This window comes from Tsukamurella conjunctivitidis, from assembly GCF_007858475.1.
GTDB classification, from domain to species: domain Bacteria; phylum Actinomycetota; class Actinomycetes; order Mycobacteriales; family Mycobacteriaceae; genus Tsukamurella; species Tsukamurella conjunctivitidis.
The window spans coordinates 369,338-394,652 of the sequence record NZ_VIGX01000003.1; the positions used below are offsets into that span (position 1 = coordinate 369,338).

Genomic DNA, 25,315 nt, shown 5'->3' on the forward strand with positions numbered 1-25,315 from the left:
ATCATCCCACGGCGTCGCGCGTCGGGACCGGGTGTCGGCCGGTCGCGATCAGCACGATGGTGAGTGTCGGGAGCGGGACATCTGTGGGGCCGTCACCGAGGACGAGATCGGAGTCGTCCGCCGTGAGCCGCAGCCCGTCGAGGTCGACGCCGAAGAAGGCGAGCCCCTCGGGAGTCGACCCGGCGACCGTCGCCGCGAGGACCTCGGGCGCGGGCCCGGGCAGGCCGAGCGGGAGGGTGATGTCGAGGCCGTGGATCACCTCGTGCGCGAGGGCGCCCTGTGTCGCGCCGGGCCCGGGGGTCCACCGGCTCGCGACCCGGGCCTTCTGGATCGCCAGCAGCTCGGCGTCGGTGTACCGCGCGACGTCGGCGCGGGCGGTGCGGTCGACGGCGACGTTCACGTCGCCGCCCGCAGCGGCGAGCGCCGCCCCGAACTCCTCCTGGGTCTGGGTGTCGGTCATGTTCAGGTGAGCGACCACCTCGCGGATGCGCCAGCCGGCGCAGAGCGAGTCGGCGGCCCATTGCGCTGGTGCGAGGCCGCCGAGCAGCGCGGCCATCCGGGTGCGCTCGGCGACGGTGGCGTCGTACAGATCGGTGTCGGTGAGGACGGTCATGATGGTCTCCTGTGCTCTGGTCGGTCGTCACAGGTGCATACGAGCGGGACCGCCGGAATTCGTCGCGCGAGCGACTCGTCGTGGTCCGGGCCTATCCTGGGAGTCATGGCGAACGACTTCACCCGCTTCGCGGCGGTGGCGGCCAAGCTCGCACGCGAGCACGGCCCGCGACTCGCGGCGCAGGTCGTGAACAGCCCTCCGGTCCGTGCGGGCCGCGAGGCGATCACCCAGGTGGTCACGCAGACGGTGAACCAGGCGCTCGGCCTGGAGGCACCGTCGGAGCCCAAGGAGTTCACGCCCGGCAGGCCCGTGACCCGCACCTCCACACCCACGGCGCTCATGGCGCGCGGCGTCTTCTACGCCCCGCAGCTCGACGGCCAGGCCGACCCGGGGGAGATCGTCTGGACCTGGGTGGAGTTCGAGGAGACGACGGGGCCGAACGCGGGCCAGGGCAAGGACCGACCGGTGCTGGTCGTCGGGCGGTCGGTGAACAGCCTGCTCGGGCTGATGCTGTCCAGCCAGGAGCGGCACATGGGCGATCCGGACTGGGTCGGCATCGGCTCGGGGCCGTGGGACGCCGATCAGCGCCCCTCGTGGGTGCGGCTCGATCGGGTGCTCGACGTGCCGGAGGACGGGATCCGTCGCGAGGGTGCCGTCCTGGACCGCCGGCGTTTCGAGTCTGTCGCACAGCGCCTGCGGGACGATTACGGCTGGACCTGAGTCAGTCCACGACGGCTGCGACGGCCTCGAGTTCGACGAGCTGATCGTCGTAGCCGAGAACGGTGACGCCGAGGAGCGTACTGGGCACGTCGTGGTCACCGAAGGCAGTGCGAACGACGTCCCAGGCGGTGACGAGGTCGGACTGCGACGTGGACGCGACGAGGACGCGGGTGTGGAGCACGTCCTCGAGAGTCGCCCCGGCCGCCTCGAGGGCGATCACCAGGTTCTCGACGCACCGCGCCGCCTGCGCGGCGTAGTCCCCCGCACCGACAGTCGCTCCGTCGAGGGCGAGAGGGCACGCGCCGGCCAGGAAGATCAGCCGGGCGTCGGCGGGTGCCGTCGCCGCATAGGCGTACTGGGCGACATCGCTCAGCGCGGACGAACGGATGAGACTCACCTGGCTCGGCATGCCCCGAGCCTGTCACACCGTCACCCGAGGATCGCCGCGACCTTCTGCGCGGTCTCCTTGGCGGAGCCCGGATTCTGGCCGGTGACGAGGTTCCCGTCGACCACCGTGTAGGACGTGAACGGCAGCTTGCCCTTCCGGTACAGCGCGCCACGCTCCTTACAGCGCTCCTCGGCGTTGTACGGAACGAGCTTGTCTACGCGGGCGAGAACCTCTTCCTGCCAGGCGAAACCTGTCATCTCCCGCCCCGCGATGAGGTACTCGCCGTTCGACAGCGTGGTGTCGAGCAGGCCGCAGTAGCCGTGGCAGACCGAGGAAACGACGTCGCCCCGCTCGTAGAGCTCCCGCGTGATCCGCTGCAGCCCTTCGCTGCCCGGGAAGTCGTACATCACGGCGTGGCCGCCGGTGAAGTAGATCGCGTCGAAGTCGGCGGAATCGACCTCTTCCGGGCTGAGCGTGTTCTCCAGGAGCTTCATCCGCTCGGGATCGGCGTGCCACGCCTTGGCGGTCCTGTCGTAGTTCGGGAACTTCAGCGACCGCGGTTCCAACGGCGACGCTCCCCCGGACGGACTGACGAGGACCTGTTCGTAGCCCTTCTCCTCGAAGACGTGCCAGGCGTGCGTGAGCTCCGAGAGCCACAGGCCCGTCTTGTGTGACGGGTCGTCGTACTGCCCGACGTTGGTGACGACGTTGAGGATCCGCTTCGACATGGTGGCTCCTACCTGGAAGGATTGCGCTGTTGACACTGCTTACATTAGCGCACTCAGGCTATGTAAGCAATGCACACATCGATGTCCGGCGCGGTCACGCCTCCAGATGGGCCCGCAGGAATCGCCCCGTGACACTCTCCGGGGCCGCCGCCACATCCTCCGGCGTCCCCTGCGCGACGACGGTGCCACCCGCGGCGCCGCCACCCGGCCCCAGGTCGATGACGTGGTCGGCGTTCGCGATCATGTCCAGATCGTGTTCGACGACCACGACCGTGGCGCCCCGCTCGACGAGCCGCTGCAGCACCTCGAGCAGCACCCGGACGTCCCTCGGGTGCAGGCCGACGGAGGGCTCGTCGAGGACGAAGACCGCATCGGACTGATCACGGCCGAGCTCGCCCGCCAGCTTGAGTCGCTGCGCCTCGCCGCCGGAGAGGGCAGGGGTGGCCTCGCCGAGAGTGAGGTAACCCAGGCCGAGGTCGGCGAGGGTGCCCAGCTTCTTCGCGATCCGGGGCACGGGCACGACGTCGGCCGCCTCGCGCACGCTGAGCGCCAACAGATCCGGGAGCGGGCGCCCCGCACCTTCCGGCGCCTCGGGCCAGCGCACCGCCGCGGCCTCGGGGGCGTACCGTCGGCCCAGGCAGGCCGGGCATTCGATGTCGACATCGGGCAGGAACTGCACGTCGAGCGAGACCTGGCCCGTGCCGTCGCACCGCGGGCAGCGCAGGGAGCCCGTGTTGTAGGAGAACGCGCCGGCCTTGAGTCCGGCAGCCTTCGCCGCCTCGGTCTTCGCGTACTCGCGCCGCAGGTCGTCGAGCACGCCGCTGTAGGTCGCGACGGTCGAGCGCACGTTGACGCCGATGGGCGTGGCGTCCACCAGGTTCACGCGACCGAGGCCCGGTGCGTCGAGGACGGTGACGTGCGCGGGCAGGGTCTCGCCGGCCACCGCCGCGGCCAGGGCCGGTACGAGCCCCTCGAGGACCAGCGTCGACTTCCCGGACCCCGATACCCCGGTCACCGCGGTCATCCGGCTCACGGGGAGGTCGACGGCGAGCGCGTGCACGGTGTGGATAGAGGCGGTCTCCAGGCGGATCCGGCCGTGCGCGAAGACCTCCGCGTCGGGCGTACGCGGCCTGGTGCGGACGGGCACGCGCCCGGCCAGGTAGGGGCCGAGCACGGATGCGTCGTAGCCCTCGATCTCCCCGACGGTGCCCTGCGCGACGAGTGTGCCGCCCTCCGCGCCCGAGCCGGGACCGATCTCGATGAGGTGCTCGGCCTCGCGCAGCACGTCCAGGTCGTGATCCACGACGACGACGGAGTTGCCGTCCCGCAACAGGTCCCGCACCACACCGATCAAGCCCTCGACGTTCGCGGGGTGCAACCCGACCGAGGGCTCGTCGAGCACGTACAGCACGCCGGTCGTCCGATTGCGGACCGCCCGCGCGAGTTGGACGCGCTGCCGCTCGCCGGTCGAGAGCGTGGAGCCCGCGCGATCCAGGCCCAGGTAGCCCAAGCCCAGCTCCCGGAGCCGCCGCGCGATGGAGTCCAGCGTGTCGACGAGGATCGCGGCCATCTCCCGCATGTCGCGCGGAAGCGGGTCGACGGTGCCGGACGCCCACGCCACGACCTCGTCGAGCGTCATCGCGGTGACGTCGGCGAGCCCGAGATCACCGATGCGCGGCGTGCGGGCCTGCGGACTCAATCTCGTTCCGCCGCAGTCGGGGCAGACGCCCGCGTGCACGAATTTGGTGATCCGCCCGAGCCCCGCCTCGGTGGTCGCCTTGTCCAGCGCCTCCTGCACCGCGGCGTAGGCGTTGCGATAGGTGAAGTTGACCTCGAACAGCTTTCCGTTCTTGCTGGAGACCGCGACTTTCCGCTTCTCGGCGGGGCCGTGCAGCACGATCTCGCGCTCGGCAGCGGTGAGGTCCGCGTAGGGCACGTCGATCCGCACGCCGAGGTCCTCGACGACCTGCGGCATGAACGCGAACCCGAACATCGACCAGGGCGCGACGGCACCGTCGGCGATGGTCTTCGTGGGATCGGGCACGAGCGCGGCCCCGTCGATCTCGCGGACGGTGCCCGTCCCCGAGCAGGTGGGGCAGGCACCGTCGGAGTTGAACGCGAGGGCCTCCGCCCCCGGTGGGGCGAAGACGGCCGCGCAGACGGGACAGGTGAGGTCGAGACCGACGGCGACGTCGATGGTGGGATCGAGGTAGTGGCCGTTCGGGCAGCGGTGCGAGGCGAGCCGGGAGAACATGAGCCGCAGCACGTTCAGCAGCTCGGTACTGGTGCCGAAGGTGCTGCGCACGCCGGGCACACCGGGCCGCTGCCGCAACGCGAGGGCCGCGGGGACGTGCTCGACCGAGTCGACGGCGGCCCGCGGCGCCTGCGCCATGCGGCGGCGGGTGTACGTCGACAGCGCCTCCAGGTAGCGGCGCGAGCCCTCGGCGTAGAGCACGCCCATCGCCAGCGAGGACTTGCCGCTGCCGGAGACTCCGGCGATCGCGACCAGTCGCCGCAGGGGCACGTCGACGTCGAGGGACCGCAGGTTGTGCACCCGCGCTCCGCGGACGGCGATCCGCAGCGGGGCGTCGTCGGTCATGCGTCGCGCACGGTCATGCGAGGCGGGTGATCTCGACGACGACGTCGAGGTCCGAGGCGCCGCCGCCGGCGATCACACCGCGTAGGGGCGGTACGTCGGCGTAGTCGCGCCCCACGCCCACGGACACGTGCCGCTCGCCGATCGGCACGTCGTTGGTCGGGTCGTAGCCGCGCCACTGGCCCGTCCACGCCTCGATCCAGGCGTGCGACTCCCCCGCCACCGTCGAACCGACCTCGGCGTCGCGCTGCGGGTGCAGGTAGCCCGAGACGTATCGCGCCGGGACGCCGACGCTGCGCAGCAGGAGCAGCGTCAGGTGCGCGTAGTCCTGGCAGACGCCCTTGCGCTCGTCCCAGGCGTCGATCGCCGACGAATGCACGCCGGTGGTACCCGGCACGTAGTCGAGCTCCTCGTGCACCCAGCGGCACACCGCGAGCACGGCCTCGTCGGGCTCGAGATCCTTGACCAGCTTCTTCGCCTGCGCGGCGAGCTTGCGCTGCTTGGGCACGTAGTCGGTGTAACTGAGCAGCTCGTCGAAGCGGTCCCGCACACGGTCCGTCGCGAGCTCGTCCCAGGTCACCACGTCGCCCGATTCGTCGGCGGCCTCGGTCTCCACGACCGAGGCGCCCGTCACCTCGAGGGCGGTGTGCGGGGCGTGCAGGTCGAAGGCGGTGACCGCGGTACCCCAGTAGTCGGTGTACCGGTACGCACGCGTCGCGGGCACGGTCTCGACGCGGTTGAGGATCACGTTCTGCCGCTGATCGCTGCGCGGGGTCAATCGGGCCTCGTTGTACGACGAGGTGACCGGTGCGTTGTACCCGAAACCGGTGGAGTGCACGACTCGAAGACGCCAGCTCACAGCTCCCCCTCCAGGATGGTGTCGATGTCGCCGCGGGCGCGGGCGTCGGTCCACGCGACGTAGGGCGTCACGTGGAAGTAGCGGGCGGTGATCGCCTCACCGGCGGCCTGGCCCAGCTCCTGCATCGCGAGCAGGCGCCGCTGCAGATCGTCGAGGAGTTCGCCCGGGGCGAGGAACTCGAGCTCGCCGCGGGCGCGGCCCAGCAGTCGCTGCGCCTCGGTGCGGGTGCCGAGCCGGCCCTCGCGGCCGCCCTCGATGGCGCTCAGGCAGTCCTCGGCCGTCGTGAGCGCGTGGATCACCGACCGCGGGAACAGGCGGTCGACGAGGATGAACTCGACGACCCGGGTCGCGTCGAGCACGCCGCGGTGCGTGCGCAGGTAGGTGTCGTGGGCGCCGGTCGCGCGGAGCACGGTGACCCATGTCGGGGCGTTCGCGCGGTCACCGGCGCGGGAGAGCAGCAGGCGCACGGCCATGTCCATCCGCTCGATAGAGCGGCCCAGCAGCAAGAACCGGTAACCCTCGTCGCGCGAGAGGGTCGAGTCGGTGAGGCCGGCGAACATCGCGGCGCGGTTCTTGATGTAGTTCAGGAACTCGTGCGGGCCCAGTCGCCGCGCGGCGCGCTCGCGCTCGGCGAGACCGTTGTAGGTGGCGTTGAGGCACTCCCACATCTCGGAACTGGTCACCTCGCGGGCGCCGCGGGCGTTCTCGCGGGCCGACGCGACACTGGCGGCGATCGAGCCGCTGCCCGGGTCCCGGTTGTAGGCCACGACCTCGGTCACCGACCGCAGGTCCAGGGGCTGGTCGGCGGGCGGTTCCGGGATGCCCAGGACGCGGACGAGTTGGCGGGAGGCCCGGTCCTCGTCGATGGTGGCGTCCTCGAGGAACTGGTGGACGGTCACGTCGAGCATGCGGGCGGTGTCGTCGGCGCGTTCGGCGTAGCGACCGATCCAGTACAGCGCCTCGGCGTTACGGGCGAGCATGGGGCGCCTCCTGACGGGCCTGCTGTTGCTGTTGGTCCTGCGAACTGAGTTCGGGGCCGAGTTCCACCTGCTGCTGTTCCGCGAGGTCGCGACTCGGGACGACCTCGACGCCCTCGAGTTCCGCCTCCGCGGCCGAGGAGCGGGCGGCGAGCACCCAGGTGTCCTTGGAACCGCCGCCCTGGCTGGAGTTCACGACGAGGGAGCCCTCGGGCAGCGCGACGCGGGTCAGGCCGCCGGGCAGGACCCACACGTCGTCGCCGTCGTTGACCGCGAAGGGCCGCAGGTCGACGTGGCGCGGCCGCGCCTGCTCGCCGATCTTGGTGGGCACCGTCGACAACTGCATGACCGGCTGCGCGATCCATCCGCGCGGATCCGCGGCGACCTTGCGGCGCATGGTCGCGAGCTCCTTGTCGCTCGCATCGGGGCCGAAGACGATGCCGTACCCACCGGAGCCCTCGACGGGCTTGATCACCAGCTCGTCGATCCGGTCCAGCACCTCCTCGCGCTCGTCGTCGAGCCAGCAGCGCAGGGTGTCCACGTTCTGCAGCAGCGGCTTCTCACCGAGGTAGTAGTCGATGATGTCGGGCACGTAGGTGTAGGTCAGCTTGTCGTCGGCGACACCGTTGCCCACCGCGGAGCTGATCACCACGTTGCCGGCGCGCGCCGCGTTGAGCAGGCCCGCGACGCCCAGCACGGAGTTCGGGAGGAACTGCATCGGGTCGAGGAATTCGTCGTCGATGCGGCGGTAGATCACGTCCACCTGTTGCTCGCCGCTCGTGGTGCGCATGTAGACCACGTTGTCGCGGCAGAAGAGGTCGCGCCCCTCGACCAGCTCGACGCCCATCTGCCGGGCCAGCAGGGAGTGCTCGAAGTAGGCCGAGTTCGCCATACCGGGTGTGAGAACCACCACGGTCGGGTCGGCCTCGTTCGATGCCGCACTGCGCCGCAGCGCGCGCAGCAGATGGGAGCTGTAGTCGGCGACCGCGCGCACGCGGTGCCGCTGGAACAGGTCCGGGAAGACCTGGGCCATGGTGCGGCGGTTCTCCATCACGTAGCTCACCCCCGACGGGGAGCGCAGGTTGTCCTCGAGCACGCGGAAGGTGCCCTCGGCGTCCCGGATCAGGTCGATGCCCGCGACGTGGATGCGCACACCGTTGGGCGGGCGGATCCCCGCCGCCTGCCGGTGGAAGTGCGCGCACGAGGTGACCAGCCGCTTGGGCACGACCCCGTCGCGCAGGATCTCCTGCTCGGAGTAGATGTCGTCCAGGAACATCTCCAGCGCCTGAACCCGCTGCTTGATGCCCTTCTCCAGGCGGTTCCACTCCGCGGCGGCGATCACCCGGGGCACCAGGTCCAGCGGGAAGGGCCGCTCGCGGCCCTCCAGCGAGAACGTGATGCCCTGATCGATGAAGGCGGCACCGAGCGCGTCGACACGGGCCGCCAGGTCCGATTCGTCGGCCGAGGAGAGCGCGCCGAAGATCCGCTTGTAGGGGGCGCGGACGGTGCCGTCGTCGGCGAACATCTCGTCGAACGCCCGCCCGAACGACGGTGCGTCGTCATAGCCCCCGAAGAGGGGCGCCTCGTCGGACAATCGGGGGGCGGCAGCCTGCTTCCGGGTCGCGGACTTGGCCTGTTTCTGCGGGGTCACCCGGCCATCGTGCCGCACCCGCGCGGTTTCGGCAGCGGTCTCGTTCACGGCGTGGCAAGGTGACGGCCAGGCGGTGTTCCCGCGGGCGGCGTCGCGATTTGGGTTGTATCCGGGCCACTGGTAACCTGGTACGTCGGCAGTCAGTACCGGCTGTCCCTTTCGAGACAAGAGAGTTTGAACGCGTGGCCAACATCAAGTCCCAGATCAAGCGGATCAAGACCAACGAGCGCAACCGTCTGCGCAACCAGTCGGCGAAGTCGTCGCTGCGTACCGCCATCCGCCACTTCCGCGAGGCCGTCGAGGCCGGGGACAAGGCCAAGGCCGGCGAGCTCCTCGTGAGCACCAGCCGCCAGCTCGACAAGGCCGCCAGCGCCGGCGTCATCCACGCCAACCAGGCCGCCAACAAGAAGTCGGCCCTCTCGCTGGCGCTGAACAAGCTCTGATCTTCCGCTAGACGCGCGTATCACCGCGCCGCACCACCCACCGGCACCACGCGGGCCGGGAATGGTACGGCGCGGTTTTCGCGTATCCGGGTGCGGGTGACGGAGCTCGACGGTCCCCGCAGTCCCCGTCGCGCCCCGGCCCGGTGTCGGCCCGGCTCAACCGGCGAGCGTGGCGACCTTGCGGACGGCGATCTCCAGGGCGTAGTCCGGGTCGGCGGCCTGGCCCTTGACGTCGGCGTTGGCCGCGGCCACGGCCTGCAACGCGCCCGCGACGTTCTCGGCCCGCCACCGTCGCGCGACCTGGGTCATCTTCTTCACCTTCCAGGGCGCCATGCCCAGCTCCCCCGCATCCCGGTACTGATCGGGAGTGCGGCCCAGCCCGCGGATGCGCGCGACCGAGTGCACCGCGTCCGCGAGGGCGTCGGCGATGAGCACGTGCGGGGTACCGCGGTGCTGCGCCCACCGCAGCGCCTCGAGCGCGGCCGCCACCTGCCCGGCGACCGCCTTGTCGGCGATCTCGAAGCCGGTGACCTCGGCGCGGCCCGCGTAGTAGCGGTGCACCGCCGCGAGATCGACGCGCCCACCGGTGTCGGCGACGAGCTGGGCGATGGCCGCCGCGAGTTCGCGCAGATCCTTGCCCACGGAGTCCACGAGCAGGTCGACCAGTTCGTCCGAGACGCGCACCTTCTGCGCCCGGAACTCCGACTTGGCGAAGTCCGCCCGATCGCGCGCGGAGGTGATGGTGGGCACCTCGATCATGGTCGCGCCGGCCTTCTTCAGCGCCGCGACCATGGACTTCGCCCGACCACCGCCGCTGTGCTCGATCACCAGCGTGATCCCGTCCGGCGGGTTCTGCGCGGCTTCCACGATCAGGTCGACGGGCGCCTTGCCCGCCTCGCCGGCGGACTCGAGGACGACGATCCGTTCCTCCGCGAACAGCGACGGGCTCAACAACTCCACGAGTTCCGACTGGTCGACGTCACCGGCCCGGATCCGAGTGACCGGCACCGCGTCTCCCGCGCCGCCCGGCAGCCCCATCCCGCCGTCGCCCGCGGATGCGCGCGCCGCCTCGACGATCGTCGCGACCGCTCGCTCCACCAGGAGGCCCTCGGTCCCCACCACCACGTGTACGCGCGCGCTGTCCACCACGTCTCCCATACTTCCAGACCCCACCGACGACACCGCACGCCACGACGAGTGCCAACCCGGTGCCGGCGCCGCCCGGCACGTCGAGAACGCCGATCCGCGCGCACCACCGCGCTACGGTGATCACCCACCACAGCTCCGGCCCCGTCGCCCGCACCGCCAGGGCGGCCACGGGGACGACGATCGGCGCGGCCACGGCGGCGAGTGTCCCCGCCACGGTGACGACCGGGATCACCGGCCCTGCGAGCAGGTTCGCAGCCACCCCTCCCACCGGCACGCGGCCGGAGAACGCGATCACCAGGGGCAACGTCACCACCTGCGCGACGAGGGTCACCGCGAGCAACCCGGCGAGCACGTCCGGCACCCGCGCCGCGACCAACCTGTCGCGCACCACCGGGGACCACAGCACCAGCCCCGCCGTCGCCCCCACCGAGAGCGCGAAGCCGATGTCGCGGGCCAGAGCGGGGCGGACCAGCATGAGCACGACGATCGCGGCGAACAGCGCGACGAGCGGCTGCCGGCCACGGCGCAGCGCGAGCGCCGCCACCCCGACGAGCCCCATCACCGCGGCGCGCACCACGGACCCGGTGGGCCCCACGAGTCCGACGAACGCGACGATCGCCACCGTCGTGACCGCGGCGCGCACCGCGAGCGGCAGCCCCACCGCGGCGCAGAGCCCCAGCACGCACAGCGCGATGATCGCGAAGTTGGCGCCGCTGACGGCGGTCAGGTGGGTGAGACCGGCGTCCTGGAAGTCGCCGCGCACCGTCGGCAGCGTCGACGACTCGTCACCCAGCACGAGTGCGGGCAGCAGCCCGGCGGCGTCGACGGGCAGCGCATCGGCGGCCACCGCGGCCAGCGCGCGACGAACCGCGGCGGCGGCACGGAAATAGGGCGGCGCGCGGCCCAGTACCGTGGGCTCCCCCGCCCCGACGAGGACCGCGGCCACCAGTCCCGGGCGCGTGCTCCGCAGCACGGTCGCGCGGATCGCGATCCGCTCGCCCGGGACCAGGGCACCGAGATCGTGGGTGGTGCCGAGCAGGAGCACTTCCCCGCGCGCAGGAATCGCCTCGTGGGTGCGCACGGCCAGCGCCGTCGCGGGCACCAGGACGCGGGACGCGTCGAGGTGGCCACCGGGATCGCCGGACCGCTGCCGCGGCCACTCGTCGACTTCCAGCAGTACCCGGACCGGGCCCGCGCCGTCGAAGGCGGCGATCGGGGCCCGCTCCCGGTCGTGGACGCGCACCGCGACCGACCCGGCGACCCCGGCGCCCAGGCCCGTCGCGGCGGCGAGCACGAGGCAGACCGTCTGTGCGACGGGCCGAGAATCCCGCCGCCGAAGAACCACTGCGCCGACCGCGACGGCCGCCAGTCCGGCCGTCGTCCGCCACGCCGACGCGGCGGAGATCAGCGCGATCGCCGCGGCAGCCCAGCAGACGACGGCCGCCGGCAGGAGTCGCAGGTCGAGCTGCTCCCGCACGTCACACCGTTGCCATCGACTTGATCTTGGCGAGCTTCGCGTCGCCGATCCCACTCACCTTCCCGAGATCGTCGACGGTGCGGAACGGACCGTTCTTGTCGCGGTACGCGATGATCGCGGCGGCGGTCGCCGCCCCGACCCCCGGCAACCGGTCGAGCTCGGTAGCGCCCGCGGTGTTGATGTTGACCGCGCCGGCCGCTGCGGCTCCGGTCGCGCCCGCGGGCGCGACGCCCGAGGCTTCCGGGGCGGACGCGCCGGCGGCCCCGGGTCCCGACCGGACCGAGCTGCGCAGCGTCACACCGGCCTTCGGATCGACCACGCCCACGACGACCTGGTCGCCGTCCCGCAACTGCTGGGCGAGATTCAGGCTCGCGGTGTCGGCGCCGCCGAGCGTGCCACGGGCGGCGGTGAGCGCGTCGGCCACCCTCGCGCCGGGCCGCAAGCGATGGAGCCCGGGCGTCCGCACCAGGCCCACGACGGCCACCACCATCTCCGACGGCGCCGCACTCGGTGCCGCGGTCGCCGAACCGCCACCGAGCGCGGGCGTCGGCGCGCCCGCCGCTGACGGCGCCACCGACGATGACGCCCCGGCGAAGTCGACGATCGGGTGCTGCCCCGCGCCCGACCCGCGCGCGGGTCCGAGGACCGCGATCGCCGCCACCACGGCGGCGATCAGCCCCACCGCGACGAGGGCGAGCGCGGCGCGTGGCGTCGTCCGCACCTTCTCGACGGTGGAACGCCACCCCGAGGGCTCCTCGTCGTCCCAGAAGTCGTCATCCACGCGCACCCGGCGCGACGGGCTGATCGCATCGTCGCGACGCTCGGGATCGCCGTGCCCATCACCCCGATCCGGCGTGAACTCGTCCAGCCATGCCGGGCGCGCGAAGATCTGGTCGTCCGCGGCCCCGGTACCCGGGTCGCCCTCACGTTCGCCGTTCATGCGACGACGGTAGGGCGCGGACATCGTCGGACAGGCCCGTGCGCACCCGAGAATCGGGCTGCCTGTGGATAACCCCGAACCTGTGGACGAAGGGCTCGGGCGGGCAGATCCCGGCGGAGGGACGTGTTAGGCCCCGTCGCCCGCCTCCACCAGCGCCGGAGCGACGGCGACACCCACGGCACCCGGCCCGAGGTGGGCTGCGATGGTGCCGCCGAAGCGACCGATCACCAGTTCCTCGAGCTGCGGGAACTCCTCCTTGACGAGGGCCGCCACGTGCTCGGCGGCGTCGGGCGCCTCGACGTGGTGCACCGCGACCCGAGCGGGACGGTTCCCGAGGTGCTGGGAGGCCAGCGCCGCGAGCTGGTCCCGCGCGCGCGAGACCGTCCGGGTCTTGCGCTCGGAGACGATCCGGCCGTCCTGCAGCCGCAGCACGGGCACGATCTGCAGCGCACCGCCGAGCAGCTTCGCCAGCGCGCTCACGCGCCCGCCCGCCCGCAGGTGATCGAGCGTGGCGACGCAGAAGAAGCCCTCGGCACCGTCGAGCACCTGGCGCGCGGCCTCCGCGACCTCGTCGGCGGACGCCCCGGCCCGGGCCAGCCGAGCGGCCTCGAGCACCCCGAAGCCCATCGCCATGTCGATGCTCCGCGAGTCGATCACCGTGATCCCGGCGTCCATGAGCGCCGCCTGCGCCACCGACGTCGAGTACGTGGAGCTCAGGTGCGAGCTCATCGTGATCACGACGACCCCGTCGCCGTCCGCCTCGGCGACCGCGGCGGCGAGAACCGCGCGGACCTCGCCCACCGACGGGCCGGAGGTGGTCACGCCCTCCTTGACGAAGCGCTCCGCCTGGTAGCCGGTGCCCCGGTCGATGTACTCGCCCTCGCCCGACAGCACGTGCAGCGGAAGGATGTGGATGCCCAACTCGGCGGCCCGCTCCGGGGTGATCGCGGCCGATGCGTCCGTCACCACGACGACGCTCATCGCGCACCCCCTTCCGCACCGCGCAGCGCGCGCAGCACCCGCTGCGCCACCTGCTCGTGCATCTCGAACGACCAGTGGATTCCGTCGATGTTATTGATCCCCAGGTCGAACGACCACTCGCACAGGTCACGCAGGGGGACGACGGGCACGCGGGCACCGTCGGACCAGTCCCGCATGGCCCGCCGCGTCCGCGCCCATCCCGGGTGCGCGAAGGAGTAGGCGAGCGCCCGGTGCGTGGGCGGCTCGAGGACCGCGACGGGCGCGGCCGGGCGCAGGGAGTGGATCGAGTCGTAGGTCTTGCCGAGGTAGTCGACGGTGACCTTCGGCGGTAGCGCCATCGGCCAGCCCACCGGGGCGAAGGTCTTCTGCACGGCGGCGTAGCCGTCCCGTGCGCGGGCGCGCAGCGATGCGGGCCGCAGGTAGCGGATCTGCTCGCGGAGCGCGGTCGGCAGCGGCGAGGGCAGCGAGTCCATGCCGCCCAGCGCCAGCACGGCGGCCTCGACGGTGGGCACCGCGGCCCAGACCCGCGGGTCCTGCGTCACGCACCACCAGCCGTCGCGCGTGGTCCAGCCGACGCGGGCGAAGAGCTCGCACCGCAGCCCCAGCTCGGCGGCGACCAGGTTCGGCCAGATCCGCGGATCCGAGGCGGGCAACGCGCCCTCGGGCCCGTAGAAGCCGAGGGAATCGCTGAGCACCAGGAGGGTGCCGGTCGACGGTCCGCTCACTGGACCTCGGGCGCGACGTCCGACGAGGCGTTCCACACGTCGAGGCGCCAGCGCGGCACGTCGCCGTGACCGGAGAGCTGTACCCAGCTGCAGTTCCCGAGACCGCCGAGAATCGGCCAGGAGGTCACCGGGAGGTCCAGCAGCCGGGCGGTGAGTGCTGCGACCAGGCCGCCGTGGGCGACGAGCACCACGGGGCGCTCCGAGTCGCCCCACTCGGGCAGCCTCTCGATCAGCTCCTCCACCAGCGGGTACGAGCGGGCGGCGACGTCCACCCGCGCCTCGCCGCCGGGCGGCGCCCATTCGGGCGCGTCGCGCCAGCGCAGTCGCGCGCCGGGCATGTACGCGTCGACTTCGCCGTGGGTCATCCCCTGCCAGTCGCCCAGCATGGTCTCCCGCAGCCGGACGTCCGTCTCGACGGCGCCGCCCGTGACCGCCGCGAGCGCGTCCGCCGTGTCGCGGGCACGGCGCAGGTCGGAGCTGAGGATGGTGAGGGGATCGCGGTCACCGAGCGCATCGGCGGCCGCGGCGGCCTGCCTGCGGCCGAGCTCCGTCAGGTCGGTGTCGAGCTGGCCCTGCATGCGCCCCTCGGCGTTCGAGGCGGTCTGCCCGTGCCGGAGCAGGATGAGCCGGCGCACCGTCGGGGTCAGGCGCTCGACCGACGAGTCGAGACCGTCCTCCACGCGCATCAGGCGTCCTCGCGGTCCCCGCCGGAGCCCGCGGAGTCCTCGGCCCCGGCGTGCTCGCCCAGGCCCTCCACCTCGATGTGCGGGCAGTCCTTCCACAGCTTCTCGAGGGCGTAGTACTCACGCTCCTCCTCGTGGAAGACGTGCACCACGATGTCGAGGAAGTCCAGCAGCGCCCAGCGGCCCTCGCGGGCGCCCTCGCGGCGGGTGGGCTTGACGCCGGCCTCGCGGAGCTTGTCCTCGACCTCCTCGACGATGGCGTTGACCTGCCGCTCGTTGCTCGCCGACGCGATGACGAAGGCCTCGGTCAGCACGAGCTGCTCGGACACGTCGAGCACGACGACGTCGCTGGCCAGCTTGTCGTCGGCCGCGCGGGCCGCGATCGCGGCGAGGGTACGGGCCTGATCGGATGCGGTCATGATCCTCCTGGGTTCACGGTCTTGTCCGGTGCCGGGCGGCTCTGGTACAGAGCGCGCTTGGCGATGTACTGCACCACGCCGTCGGGCACCAGGTACCAGACGGGCCGGCCGGCGTCGGCGCGCGCGCGACATTCGGTCGACGAGATGGCCAGCGCGGGCACCTCCACGAGGAACAATCTATCCTTCGGCACGTCCGACAGGTGATCCGCGGCCAGGTGATAGCCGGGGCGGGAGACTCCGATGAACGTGGCGAGGCCGAAGAGCTCCTCCCAGTCCTGCCAGCTGAGGATCGACGCGAGGGCGTCGGCGCCGGTGATGAAGAACAGGTCGGTGTCGGGGTTCTGCCGATGCAGATCGCGCAGGGTGTCCACGGTGTAGGTGTCGCCGCCGCGGTCGATGTCGACGCGGCTGACGGAGAAGCGCGGATTCGACGCGGTCGCGATCACCGTCATGAGGTAGCGGTCCTCGGCGGGCGTGACCTCGCTCTTCTGCCACGGCCGGCCGGTGGGGACGAAGATCACCTCGTCGAGGTCGAACCGATCCGCCACCTCGCTCGCGGCCACGAGATGGCCGTGGTGGATCGGGTCGAAGGTCCCACCCATGACGCCGACGCGACGGCGTCCGTTGTCGCCGCCGCGGCGGCGCCCGGCGGTGCTGGACTCACGCATAACGGACCATCCTATGCATGTGGCCGCGGGGTCAGACCGGCAGCAGGCGCCCGATGACCTCGGCCAGCTGCCCCGCGGTGCGGCACTCGTACATGTCGATCAGCCGCCCGTACCTGTCCGCCACGGAGTCACCCGTCCCCCACGCGGCCTTCCGCTCGGGGTTCAGCCAGAAGGCGTGGCGCGCCTTGTCGACCAGTTCGTCGAGCTCGGCGAGTGCCGGATCGGTGTGGTTCGATCGCGCATCGCCGAGGATGAGCAGCGTTCCGCGGTGGGTGACCGCGTCGGGGAAGTCGCGCACGAAGGTGCGCAGCACGTTGCCGTAGTCGGAGCCGCCGAACCGCGCCACATTGGTCTCGCGGATCACCCGGTCGAACATGTCCACGACGGTGTCGACGGTGAGCGTGCGGGACGGATCGATGTAGTCGGTGATCTCGTCGACCGAGTCGACGAAGCCGAACACCCGGATCTTGGAGAACTCGGCGCTGAGCGCATGCGTGAGCAGCAGGGTGAAGTTGGAGAATCCTGCGACGGAGCCGGACAGGTCGCACAGGAGGACGAGCTCGGGCTTGGTGGGGCGGGGCCGACGGTGCGCCAGATCGATCGGTACACCGCCGGTCGACATCGACTTGCGGAGCGTGCGCCGCAGGTCGATGGGGCCGCGGCGGGCGCGGCGACGGCGCACGAGCAGCCGCGTCGAGAGCTGGCGGGCCAGCGGCCGCACGGTCTGCTCCATGCGGTGCAGCTCGGTGCGGGTGGCGGCGAAGAAGGCGACGTTCTCGGGCAGCTGCGGCGCGGCGTACTGCGCGACGGCCTCGGGGCCCCGCCGGGCGGCCATGGCGACGGAGGTGAGCTCCTGCACGCGCTCGGTGAGGCCCGCGACGCGGGACCGCGCGACCCGGCGGGCGGACTCGTACTCGAAGCTGCCGGGCGCGGCGCCGTCCTCGCCGGCGGCCGCGAGCAGGCCGTTCGCGATCGCGGCGATGAGCGTCTGCGGGTTGAGCGCCTTGAGCGCCTGGTACGAGGAGAAGGCGGTGCCGGTGGCCGACTGGTACTCGCCGAGCTGCTCGACGATCTGGCTGGCGATGCCGTCGTGGTCCCCGCCCGCCACGAGGGCGGCGACGGCCTCCTGGCGCAGCGCCTCGCGCACCGCGTCGGGGTCGGGCGGCGTATCGGCGGCGGGCATCTTCAGCGGGTCGACCTGATCCGGTGCCTCACCGGGCACCCCGGAGCACCCGCCCGGTCCGCCCTGGCCCGAGCCGGCGGCACCGTCGGCCCCGAAGCCCCCGCGGACGGGGAAGTACAGGTCGAAGATGACGTCGAAGGTCTTGCGGTGCATCTGCTCGCGCAGCAGCACCGCGGCGAGGCCCTCGCGCAGCTGGCTCCGATCGGCGAGGTCGAGCACCGTCAGCACCTCGGCGGCGGTGATCGCCTCGCCGGGCCCGATGGCCATGCCCCGCTCACGCAGCGTTCGCACGAAGGCGTGCAGGTGCTGATCGAGCGGGGTTCCGGCGCTGGTCATCTACAGGCCCAGCGCCGCGGCCGCGGTCTCGATGTCGACCTGGTGCTTGAGCACCACGCCGAGCGTCGAGCGGAGCGCCGCCTTGTCGATGGAGCCGCTGGCGCTGCCCGTGACGCCGAGCGCCAGCAGGGTGCGGCACCAGTCGAGCGTCTCCGAGACCGACGGCTTCTTCTTCAGGTCCAGCCCGCGCAGCGTCGAGATGACGCGCAGCAGCTGCTGCGCCACCTCGGTCGGCAGGTCGGGCACCCGGCTACGGATGATCGACAGTTCGAGCTCGGCGTCCGGGAAGTCGATGTGCAGGTAGAGGCAGCGGCGCTTGAGCGCCTCCGACAACTCGCGCGTCGCGTTGGAGGTGAGGAAGACCAGCGGCTTGCGCACGGCGGTGATGGTCCCGAGTTCCGGCACCGTCACCGCGTAGTCCGAGAGGACCTCCAGCAGCAGTCCCTCGAACTCGAGGTCGGCCTTGTCGGCCTCGTCGATGAGCAGCACCGACGGTCCGCCCTCCCGCACGGCCTGCAACAGCGGACGCGGGAGGAGGAACTCCTCGGAGAAGACGTCCTCCTTGGTCTCGTCCCAGTCCCCGCTCGCACCGGCGGAGCCGGCGGACTGGATGCGCAGGATCTGCTTGGCGTGGTTCCACTCGTACAGGGCGCGCGCCTCGTCGATGCCCTCGTAGCACTGCAGGCGTACGAACCGCGCGTCGCGGGCTTGCGCGCAGGCGCGGGCCAGTTCGGTCTTGCCGACGCCCGCGGGGCCCTCGACGAGAAGCGGCTTGCCGAGCTTGTCGGCGAGGAAGACGGCGGTGGCCGTCGCCACGGACGGGATGTAGCCCGTCTCGCGGAGCGCGGCGGCGACGTCGTCGACGCTGGTGAACAGGGCCGTGGGAGCCGGGGTGGCGGCGAGAGTACTCAGCGTGCTGCCTTCCGTTTGAGGACCTCCTTCGTGAAGCCCTTCGACGCGATCTCTGCTGACATCTTCACACCCTTGCGCACGACGAAGCCGGGCAGCTTGATCTTGAGGTCGATGTTCATATCGCACAGGACGTGCACCTTGTCGTCGCCGACGGGCGTGAGCAGGTAGTACCCGCCCTGCGAGCGCACGGCCACGCCCTCACCCTCGGACTGCCATGCGACCCTGGTCCCGGGCGTGAACTCGTACCGGAACCGCATGCGGTCGCTGATGCCGACCATGCCCGCCTCGACCTCGACGACACTGGGGTTTCCCGCGGCGTCGCGCTCGACGACCGTGACGCTCTTGTGCGACGAGGACCATTCGGGCAGGGATTCGACGTCCAGCAGCGTCGCGTAGGCGAGCGCCGCCGGCGCGTCGATCTCGAACTCGACCTTCTCGTTGATTGCCATCGCAACAATCTAGCGGCGCCGCCGGGGCTTTCGCGCCGAGCCCCGGCGGCCGACCGTCAGGCGGCGGCCTTGCGCTTCATGACCTCTTTGGTCAGGCCGTTCTTGATGATGTCCATGGCGAGCTTGATGCCCTTCTTCACCACGAACCCCGGGGCCTTGACCTTGGGGTCGAGGTACATCGTGACCTTGACGTGCGTCTGGTCGTCCCCCTTCGGCGAGAGCTCGTAGATGCCTCCCTGGCTGCGGACCGCGGTGCCCTCGTTACGGGTGTCCCACTTGCAGCTGACGTCGGTGAAGACGTAGTCGAAGGTCAGGTTGTCGCTGAACATCATGAGACCGACGGAGGCGTCGACGACGCTCGGCCGGCCGTTCGCATCGCGCTCGACGACCTTGACGTTGCTGTGCGCCGACGACCAGTCCGGCAGGGCCTCGACGTCGGCGAGCGTGTCGATGACCAGCGTGACCGGGGCGTCGATGTCGAATTCGAGGGACTTGTTGATTGCCATGGCGACAACCTACCCCCGACGGTGCCGTCGTCCGGCGGGGTCGGGATTACCGGGGCCGGACGTGCCCGTCGCCCCACGCGATCCACTTGGTGGAGGTGAGCTCCGGCAGACCCATCGGGCCGCGCGCGTGCAGCTTCTGCGTGGAGATGCCGATCTCGGCGCCGAAGCCGAACTGCTCCCCGTCGGTGAAGGCGGTGGAGGCGTTGACCATGACGGCGGCGGCGTCGACGCGGGTGGTGAACGCGCGGGCGGCGGCGAGATCACCGGTGATGATGGCCTCGGTGTGCCCGGTGCCGTACCGGTCGATGTGCTCGATCGCGGCGTCGATCCCGTCGACCAGCTTCACGGCGACGTCGAGGCTGAGGTACTCATCGGCCCAGTCCTCCTCGGTGGCGGGCACCATCGACGCCTCGTCGCCGTGCACGATCACGCCCTCGGCCTGGAAGGTGCTCAGCAGGCGGGGCAGGAAGGTGTCGGCGAGCGCGCGGTCCACGAGGACGGTCTCGACGGTGTTGCACACACTGGGGCGTCGGGTCTTGGCGTTGACCACGATCTCCTCGGCCATGTCGAGGTCGGCCGCGGGGTGGACGTAGATGTGGCAGTTGCCCGTACCGGTCTCGATGGTGGGCACCGTCGCGTCGCGCACGACCGCCGCGATCAGCCCCGCACCGCCGCGCGGGATCACCACGTCGACGAGGCCGCGGGCGCGGATCAGCGCGGTGACGCTGGCCCGGGACTCGGCAGGGAGCAGCGCGACGGCGTCGGGCGTGATGCCGCTCGCCTCCAGGGACTCGCGCAGGACGGTCACCAGGGCCGCGTTCGACGAGGCCGCCGAGCTGGAGCCGCGCAGCAGCACCGCGTTACCGGACTTGAGCGTGAGACCGAAGGCGTCGACGGTGACGTTCGGCCGCGCCTCGTAGACGATGCCGACGACGCCGAGCGGCACGGCGACCTGTCGGAGCTCGAGACCGTTGGGCAGCGTGGATCCGCGCAGCACGGTCCCGATCGGGTCCGGCAGGCCGGCGACCTGACGCAGGCCGGAGGCGATGCCGTCGACGCGGGCGGCGTTGAGGGCGAGCCGGTCGATCAGCGATTCCTCGGTGCCGGTGGCACGCGCCCGCTCGACGTCCTCCGCGTTGGCCGCGAGGATGCGATCCTTCGCCGCGAGCAGCGCGTCGGCGGCGGCGTGCAGCGCCGTGTTCTTCTGCTCCGTGGTCAGCGTGATCAGCTGCTTCGACGCGGCGCGGGCGGCGCGGGCCGCCTCCTCGACCGCGACGGTCGCGGTCTGCAGGTCGGCGTCCTGGGCGGTGGGCGTGCTCATGATCCGAGAATACGCGGCGGCCGGAATCGTCGGTGCGCGGTGCTACGTTGCGCTCGTGTCCCGCCGGAGGAGTGTCCGCAGCCTGTCCCGGCAGGCGTGGGTCTCGTTGATCCTCGTGGTCGCGACGGCGGTCTTCGTGGCCGTCGGCGTCCTCCGCGATCGGTCGGCCGGGGACCCCTCCCCCGGTCCCGCCTCACCGTCCGGGACCGTGTCCGACGGTGCGCCGCTCGCGGGAGTCCGGATCGTCGCCGCGCGCGAACGCGCCCCGCAGCCCTACCGCCGGGCCGCCTTCGGGAAGGCGTGGACCGATGACCAATCGGCCCCGCTCGGGCACAACGGCTGCGACACCCGCAACGACGTGCTGGACCGGGACCTGAAGAACAAGACGTACGTGCGCACGTCGGGCTGCCCGAGCGCCGTGGCGACGGGCACCCTCGTCGATCCGTACAGCGGGACCACGATGCGCTTCGAGCGCGGTGCGAAGACCTCGGCCAAGGTCCAGATCGATCACGTGATCGCGCTCGCCTACGCGTGGGACATGGGCGCCTGGTCGTGGGACGACGCGAAGCGCACCGTCTTCGCCAACGATCCGCGGAACCTGGTCGCGGTCGACGGCCCGGCCAACGAGAACAAGCGCGACTCTCCCCCGGGCCGGTGGATGCCGGCCAACGGGCGCTTCCACTGCCAGTACGCGCGCCAGTTCTCCTTCATCGCCCGCGAGTACGGCCTGTCGGTCGACCGCGCTTCGTCGGCCGTCATCGAGCAGGCCGGCCGGACCTGCTCCTGAGCGCCTCCGCACCCCGCCCGGGAGCGGTGTCGGCAACCCCGGCACATCAAACAAGCATTGCTGCTTGTTTTTTTCGTCCGGGGCTGACAGAGTGTGCGCGTGCCCACTTCAGCCCCCGTGTTCGACGCGCTCGAGTCCACCTCGGCCGCCGTCGCCGCCATCGCGGATTCGCTCCCCGACTGGTCGATTCCCACGCCCGCCGAGGGCTGGACCGTCGCCCACCAGGTCGCCCACCTGGCCTGGACCGACGAGGTCTCGCTGGTCTCCGCCACCGATCCCGACGGCTTCGCCGCGATCCTCAAGGACGCGATGCAGGACCCGATGGGCTTCGTCGACGCCGGCGCCGCCGAGCTCGCCGCCGACCCCGACCTGCGCGCCCGCTGGGACCGCGCCCGCGCCGCCCTCGCCGCCGCGCTCCGCGAGGCCGATCCCGGCACGCCGCTCCCCTGGTTCGGCCCGCCCATGCGGCCCGCCACCATGGCCAACGCCCGCCTCATGGAGACCTGGGCCCACGGCTTGGACATCGCCGACGCCGCCGGCACCGAGCTGGACACCCCCGAGGCGCTCCCCCACGTCGCGAAGATCGCGTACAAGACCCGCGACTTCGCGTACACCGTGAACGGCGAGACGCCGCCCGCCGAGCCCTTCGACGTCTTCCTCGTGGCCGCCGACGGCTCCGAGGTCTGCTTCGGCCCCGGCGACGCCGCGCAGCACGTGAACGGCTCGCTCGAGGACTTCTGCCGCCTCGCGACCCAGCGCATCAACGTCGCCGACACCGACCTCGTCGCCACCGGCGCCGACGCCGCCCACTGGCTGACCATCGCGCAGTGCTTCGCCGGCGCCCCCGGCACCGGCCGCGCCCCTACCTCGACCTAGGAGGCATCTGACATGACCAGCCCCATCCGGATCGCCAACATCTCCGGCTTCTACGGCGACCGCGCCGCCGCGCTCGGCGAGATGCTCGCCGGCCCGCGCGTCGACTACATCACCGGGGACTACCTCGCCGAACTCACCATGCTCATCCTCGGTCGCGACCGGCTCAAGGACGCGGACCTGGGATACGCCAAGACCTTCCTGCGGCACCTGACCCCGCACCTGCAGACACTCGCCGAGCGCGGCACCAAGGTCGTCGTCAACGCCGGCGGCCTCAATCCGGGCGGCCTCGCCGCCGCGGTCGAGAAGGCCGTCGCAGAGTCCGGCACCGACCTCAAGGTCGGCTGGGTCGACGGTGACGATCTGCTCGCCCGGTCCGCCGACCTCGGCGTGCCGAACGCGGTGACCGCCAACGCCTATCTCGGCGCCTTCGGTATCGCCGACTGCCTCACCGCGGGCGCCGACATCGTCATCACCGGCCGCGTCACCGACGCCTCCGTCATCCTCGGCCCCGCGATCGCCGAGTTCGGCTGGCAGCGGACCGACTTCGACGCGCTGGCCGGCGCGGTCGCCGCGGGACACATCATCGAGTGCGGCACCCAGGCCACCGGCGGCAACTACGCCTTCTTCGACCGCCACCCCATCACGCAGCTCCTCCACCCCGGCTTCCCCATCGCCGAGATCGCCTCCGACGGCTCCTTCGCCATCACCAAGCAGCCCGGCACCGGCGGCGTGGTGGAGGTCGGCACCGTCACCGCCCAGCTGCTCTACGAGGTCACCGGCCAGCGGTACGCGAACCCCGACGTCACGCTGCTGCTCGATTCGATGACCCTGGCCCAGGACGGCGCCGATCGCGTGACCGTCACCGGGGTCCGCGGCGAGGCACCGTCGGCCATGACCAAAGTGGCGACGACGACCCTGGGCGGGTTCCGCAACGAGATCGCCTTCCTGCTCACCGGCATCGACGTCGAGCGCAAGGCAGAGCTGCTCGAGGCACAGCTGCGGGATGCGCTGAACCCGGCGCCGTCGGGCCTGCAGTTCCGGCTCGCGCGCACCGACCACCCCGACGCCCCCACCGAGGCGGCGGCGTCCGCCACCCTCACCGCGGTGGCCTGGGACGCCGACCCGAACCGCGTGGGCCGCGCGTTCAGTTCGGCCGCGGTCGAGCTGGCGCTCGCCACCTACCCCGGTGCCTCCCCGATGGCGCCGCCCTCGAGCGGCGGCCCGTACGGCGTGTACCAGGCCGTCTACGTGCCCAACGAGGACGTGCCCCACCGCTCGCACCGGCCCGACGGCACCGTCGCCGACATCGCGCCGCCGGCCGTCACCCAGGACCTCCCCGTGGACCCGTCGCAGCCCGGCACCGCGCCGCAGGTCTCCGCCGGCCCCGGAGCGACCGCCCGCGTGCCGCTCGGCACCGTCTTCGGTGCGCGCAGCGGCGACAAGGGCGGGAGCGCCAACGTCGGCGTCTGGGCGGAGTCCGACGAAGCCTACGAATGGCTCCGCAGTAACCTGACCGAACAGGCTCTGCGCGAACTCCTTCCGGAGGCGGCGGACCTCCCCGTCCGCCGGTACGAGCTGCCCAACCTCAAGGCCCTCAACTTCGTCATCGAGGACCTGCTCGGTAAGGGCGTCGCGCACGGCTACCGGTTCGACCCGCAGGCCAAGGGCGTCGGCGAGTGGCTCCGCGGCCGCTACGTCGACCTGCCCGTCGCCCTGCTGCCCGCCAGCCACACCACGAAGGAGATCGCATGACCGACCTGTGGGAGTCCGACGAGCGGCTCGCCCTGCGGAAGACGGTGACGGCGTTCACCGAACGCGAGATCCTGCCGTACCAGGACCAGTGGGAGGCGGAGGGCCTGCTCCCCCGCGAGCTGCACAAGAAGGCCGGCGACCTGGGCCTGCTCGGCGTCTCTTTCCCCGAGTCGGTCGGCGGCGGGGGCGGCGACCCCCGCGACGCGCTCGTCGTGTGCGAGGCGATGCACGAAGCCGGTGGCTCCGGCGGCCTGTTCGCGTCGCTGTTCACCTGCGGGATCTCCGTGCCGCACATCATCCTCGCGGGCACCGACGAGCAGAAGGCGAAGTGGGTCGCCCCCGTTCTCGCCGGCGAGAAGATCAGCTCGCTCGGCCTCACCGAGCCCGGCGGCGGCTCCGACCTGAGCCACCTCACCACCACGGCGCGCAAGGACGGCGATCACTACATCGTCAACGGCGCCAAGACGTTCATCACCTCGGGCATCCGCGCCGACTGGGTGGTCACCGCGGTCCGCACCGGCGGTGAGGGAGCCGGCGGCATCAGCCTCCTCGTGATCCCCAAGGGCCTCGACGGTTTCGAGGTCAGCGCGCCCCTGAAGAAGATGGGCTGGCACGCCTCCGACACGGCCGAGCTCTCCTTCACCGACGTGCGTGTGCCGGCCGAGAACCTCATCGGCCCCGAGAACAGCGGCTTCCTCATGATCGGCGCCGCCTTCGTGACCGAGCGCCTCGCGCTCGCCGTCCAGGCCTACTCGCACGCCCAGCGCTGCCTCGACCTCACCCTCGACTGGGTCCGCCAGCGCGAGACCTTCGGCAAGCCGCTGATCAAGCGGCAGGCGGTGCAGAACACCGTGACCGAGATGCGCCGCCGCACCGAAGTGGCACGCGTCTACAGCCGGCACGTGGCCGACCTCTACACGGAGGCCCTCGCCGCGGGCGGTCCGGCAGCGGCCGCGGAGCTCGTGCCCCAGGCCTGCTTCGCGAAGAACACCGCCGTCGAGTGCGGCGAGTGGGTCGCGAACGAGGCGGTGCAGCTGTTCGGCGGCCACGGATACATGTCCGAGTACGAGGTCTCGCGGCACTACCGCGATGTCCGCATCCTCGGCATCGGCGGCGGCACCACGCAGATCCTCACGACGCTCGCGGCGAACCGCCTCGGCTACAAGTGATCCCCAC

The 25,315-nt window shown here is 71.8% G+C and carries 26 protein-coding genes; 6 read left to right on the forward strand and 20 right to left on the reverse strand.

The genetic code is table 11. From position 1 onward, the window contains the following. Position 1 precedes the first annotated feature (1 nt). Complete coding sequence (locus FK530_RS08835; RefSeq protein WP_146486642.1) at positions 2–613, reverse strand: maleylpyruvate isomerase family mycothiol-dependent enzyme; 612 nt, start codon at positions 611–613, stop codon at positions 2–4. 105 nt (positions 614–718) lie between these two features. On the opposite strand from FK530_RS08835, the gene FK530_RS08840 reads away from it, so the two are divergent. Beyond that, entirely contained in the window at positions 719–1,333 is a 615-nt protein-coding gene (locus FK530_RS08840; RefSeq protein ID WP_146486643.1) for a type II toxin-antitoxin system PemK/MazF family toxin, read from the forward strand. A 1-nt stretch (position 1,334) separates the two neighbouring features. Here the strand turns inward: FK530_RS08840 and FK530_RS08845 are convergent, their stop codons facing one another. The 6 genes from FK530_RS08845 to FK530_RS08870 all read right to left on the reverse strand — a co-directional run bounded on the left by FK530_RS08845 (position 1,335) and on the right by FK530_RS08870 (position 8,406). Then, positions 1,335–1,742, reverse strand: coding sequence for a RidA family protein (locus FK530_RS08845; protein WP_146486644.1), 408 nt, complete (start codon positions 1,740–1,742; stop codon positions 1,335–1,337). A gap of 20 nt (positions 1,743–1,762) precedes the next feature. Then, a complete protein-coding gene (locus FK530_RS08850) occupies positions 1,763–2,449 on the reverse strand; it encodes a type 1 glutamine amidotransferase domain-containing protein (protein ID WP_146486645.1) in 687 nt (228 codons plus the stop codon). Positions 2,450–2,543: 94 nt separating this feature from the next. Beyond that, complete coding sequence (locus tag FK530_RS08855) at positions 2,544–5,048, reverse strand: excinuclease ABC subunit UvrA (protein WP_146486646.1); 2,505 nt, start codon at positions 5,046–5,048, stop codon at positions 2,544–2,546. 13 nt (positions 5,049–5,061) lie between these two features. After that, positions 5,062–5,904, reverse strand: coding sequence for a transglutaminase family protein (locus FK530_RS08860; RefSeq protein ID WP_146486647.1), 843 nt, complete (start codon positions 5,902–5,904; stop codon positions 5,062–5,064). Continuing rightward, complete coding sequence (locus tag FK530_RS08865; protein ID WP_146486648.1) at positions 5,901–6,884, reverse strand: alpha-E domain-containing protein; 984 nt, start codon at positions 6,882–6,884, stop codon at positions 5,901–5,903. The genes FK530_RS08860 and FK530_RS08865 overlap by 4 nt, the downstream gene beginning before the upstream one ends. Further along, entirely contained in the window at positions 6,871–8,406 is a 1,536-nt protein-coding gene (locus FK530_RS08870; RefSeq protein ID WP_231706561.1) for a circularly permuted type 2 ATP-grasp protein, read from the reverse strand. The genes FK530_RS08865 and FK530_RS08870 overlap by 14 nt, the downstream gene beginning before the upstream one ends. Before the next feature lie 308 nt (positions 8,407–8,714). On the opposite strand from FK530_RS08870, the gene rpsT reads away from it, so the two are divergent. Beyond that, positions 8,715–8,975 (forward strand): 30S ribosomal protein S20, encoded by a 261-nt coding sequence (rpsT, locus tag FK530_RS08875; RefSeq protein WP_068572410.1) that lies wholly within the window; start codon positions 8,715–8,717, stop codon positions 8,973–8,975. Positions 8,976–9,131: 156 nt separating this feature from the next. On the opposite strand, the gene holA is transcribed toward rpsT, so the two are convergent. From holA to FK530_RS08940, 13 genes are all read right to left on the reverse strand, one after another. After that, complete coding sequence (gene holA / locus FK530_RS08880) at positions 9,132–10,073, reverse strand: DNA polymerase III subunit delta (protein ID WP_231706553.1); 942 nt, start codon at positions 10,071–10,073, stop codon at positions 9,132–9,134. After that, positions 9,955–11,601 carry a ComEC/Rec2 family competence protein gene (locus FK530_RS26650; RefSeq protein WP_158645059.1) on the reverse strand — a complete coding sequence of 549 codons (1,647 nt, stop codon included), beginning with the start codon at positions 11,599–11,601 and terminating at the stop codon, positions 9,955–9,957. The genes holA and FK530_RS26650 overlap by 119 nt, the downstream gene beginning before the upstream one ends. A gap of 1 nt (position 11,602) precedes the next feature. Next, positions 11,603–12,541 carry a ComEA family DNA-binding protein gene (locus FK530_RS08890; RefSeq protein ID WP_146486652.1) on the reverse strand — a complete coding sequence of 313 codons (939 nt, stop codon included), beginning with the start codon at positions 12,539–12,541 and terminating at the stop codon, positions 11,603–11,605. Between the two features lie 126 nt (positions 12,542–12,667). Continuing rightward, positions 12,668–13,522 carry a DegV family protein gene (locus FK530_RS08895; RefSeq protein WP_146486653.1) on the reverse strand — a complete coding sequence of 285 codons (855 nt, stop codon included), beginning with the start codon at positions 13,520–13,522 and terminating at the stop codon, positions 12,668–12,670. Then, positions 13,519–14,247 carry a diglucosylglycerate octanoyltransferase gene (gene octT, locus FK530_RS08900; RefSeq protein ID WP_146486654.1) on the reverse strand — a complete coding sequence of 243 codons (729 nt, stop codon included), beginning with the start codon at positions 14,245–14,247 and terminating at the stop codon, positions 13,519–13,521. The genes FK530_RS08895 and octT overlap by 4 nt, the downstream gene beginning before the upstream one ends. Continuing rightward, a complete protein-coding gene (locus FK530_RS08905; RefSeq protein ID WP_146486655.1) occupies positions 14,244–14,933 on the reverse strand; it encodes a histidine phosphatase family protein in 690 nt (229 codons plus the stop codon). The genes octT and FK530_RS08905 overlap by 4 nt, the downstream gene beginning before the upstream one ends. After that, a complete protein-coding gene (gene rsfS, locus FK530_RS08910) occupies positions 14,933–15,349 on the reverse strand; it encodes a ribosome silencing factor (protein ID WP_146486656.1) in 417 nt (138 codons plus the stop codon). The genes FK530_RS08905 and rsfS overlap by 1 nt, the downstream gene beginning before the upstream one ends. After that, positions 15,346–16,017: a nicotinate-nucleotide adenylyltransferase gene (gene nadD / locus FK530_RS08915; protein WP_146486657.1), complete on the reverse strand. Its 672-nt coding sequence runs from the start codon at positions 16,015–16,017 to the stop codon at positions 15,346–15,348. Before nadD ends, rsfS begins: the two co-directional genes overlap by 4 nt. Positions 16,018–16,048: 31 nt before the next feature. After that, entirely contained in the window at positions 16,049–17,536 is a 1,488-nt protein-coding gene (locus FK530_RS08920; protein ID WP_146486658.1) for a vWA domain-containing protein, read from the reverse strand. Further along, positions 17,537–18,448 carry an AAA family ATPase gene (locus tag FK530_RS08925; RefSeq protein ID WP_146486697.1) on the reverse strand — a complete coding sequence of 304 codons (912 nt, stop codon included), beginning with the start codon at positions 18,446–18,448 and terminating at the stop codon, positions 17,537–17,539. It abuts the gene before it with no gap. After that, a complete protein-coding gene (locus FK530_RS08930; protein WP_146486659.1) occupies positions 18,445–18,897 on the reverse strand; it encodes an SRPBCC family protein in 453 nt (150 codons plus the stop codon). Before FK530_RS08930 ends, FK530_RS08925 begins: the two co-directional genes overlap by 4 nt. 56 nt (positions 18,898–18,953) lie before the next feature. Then, positions 18,954–19,403, reverse strand: coding sequence for an SRPBCC family protein (locus FK530_RS08935; RefSeq protein ID WP_146486660.1), 450 nt, complete (start codon positions 19,401–19,403; stop codon positions 18,954–18,956). Between the two features lie 46 nt (positions 19,404–19,449). Then, positions 19,450–20,724 (reverse strand): glutamate-5-semialdehyde dehydrogenase, encoded by a 1,275-nt coding sequence (locus FK530_RS08940; RefSeq protein ID WP_146486661.1) that lies wholly within the window; start codon positions 20,722–20,724, stop codon positions 19,450–19,452. A gap of 82 nt (positions 20,725–20,806) precedes the next feature. On the opposite strand from FK530_RS08940, the gene FK530_RS08945 reads away from it, so the two are divergent. The 4 genes from FK530_RS08945 to FK530_RS08960 all read left to right on the forward strand — a co-directional run bounded on the left by FK530_RS08945 (position 20,807) and on the right by FK530_RS08960 (position 25,308). Continuing rightward, positions 20,807–21,511: an HNH endonuclease family protein gene (locus FK530_RS08945; protein WP_146486698.1), complete on the forward strand. Its 705-nt coding sequence runs from the start codon at positions 20,807–20,809 to the stop codon at positions 21,509–21,511. Between the two features lie 99 nt (positions 21,512–21,610). After that, complete coding sequence (locus FK530_RS08950) at positions 21,611–22,387, forward strand: TIGR03084 family metal-binding protein (protein ID WP_146486662.1); 777 nt, start codon at positions 21,611–21,613, stop codon at positions 22,385–22,387. Positions 22,388–22,399: 12 nt separating this feature from the next. Next, on the forward strand, positions 22,400–24,139 hold the full coding sequence (locus FK530_RS08955; protein WP_146486663.1) for an acyclic terpene utilization AtuA family protein: 1,740 nt from the start codon (positions 22,400–22,402) through the stop codon (positions 24,137–24,139). Beyond that, on the forward strand, positions 24,136–25,308 hold the full coding sequence (locus FK530_RS08960; protein ID WP_146486664.1) for an acyl-CoA dehydrogenase family protein: 1,173 nt from the start codon (positions 24,136–24,138) through the stop codon (positions 25,306–25,308). The genes FK530_RS08955 and FK530_RS08960 overlap by 4 nt, the downstream gene beginning before the upstream one ends. Positions 25,309–25,315 lie beyond the last annotated feature (7 nt).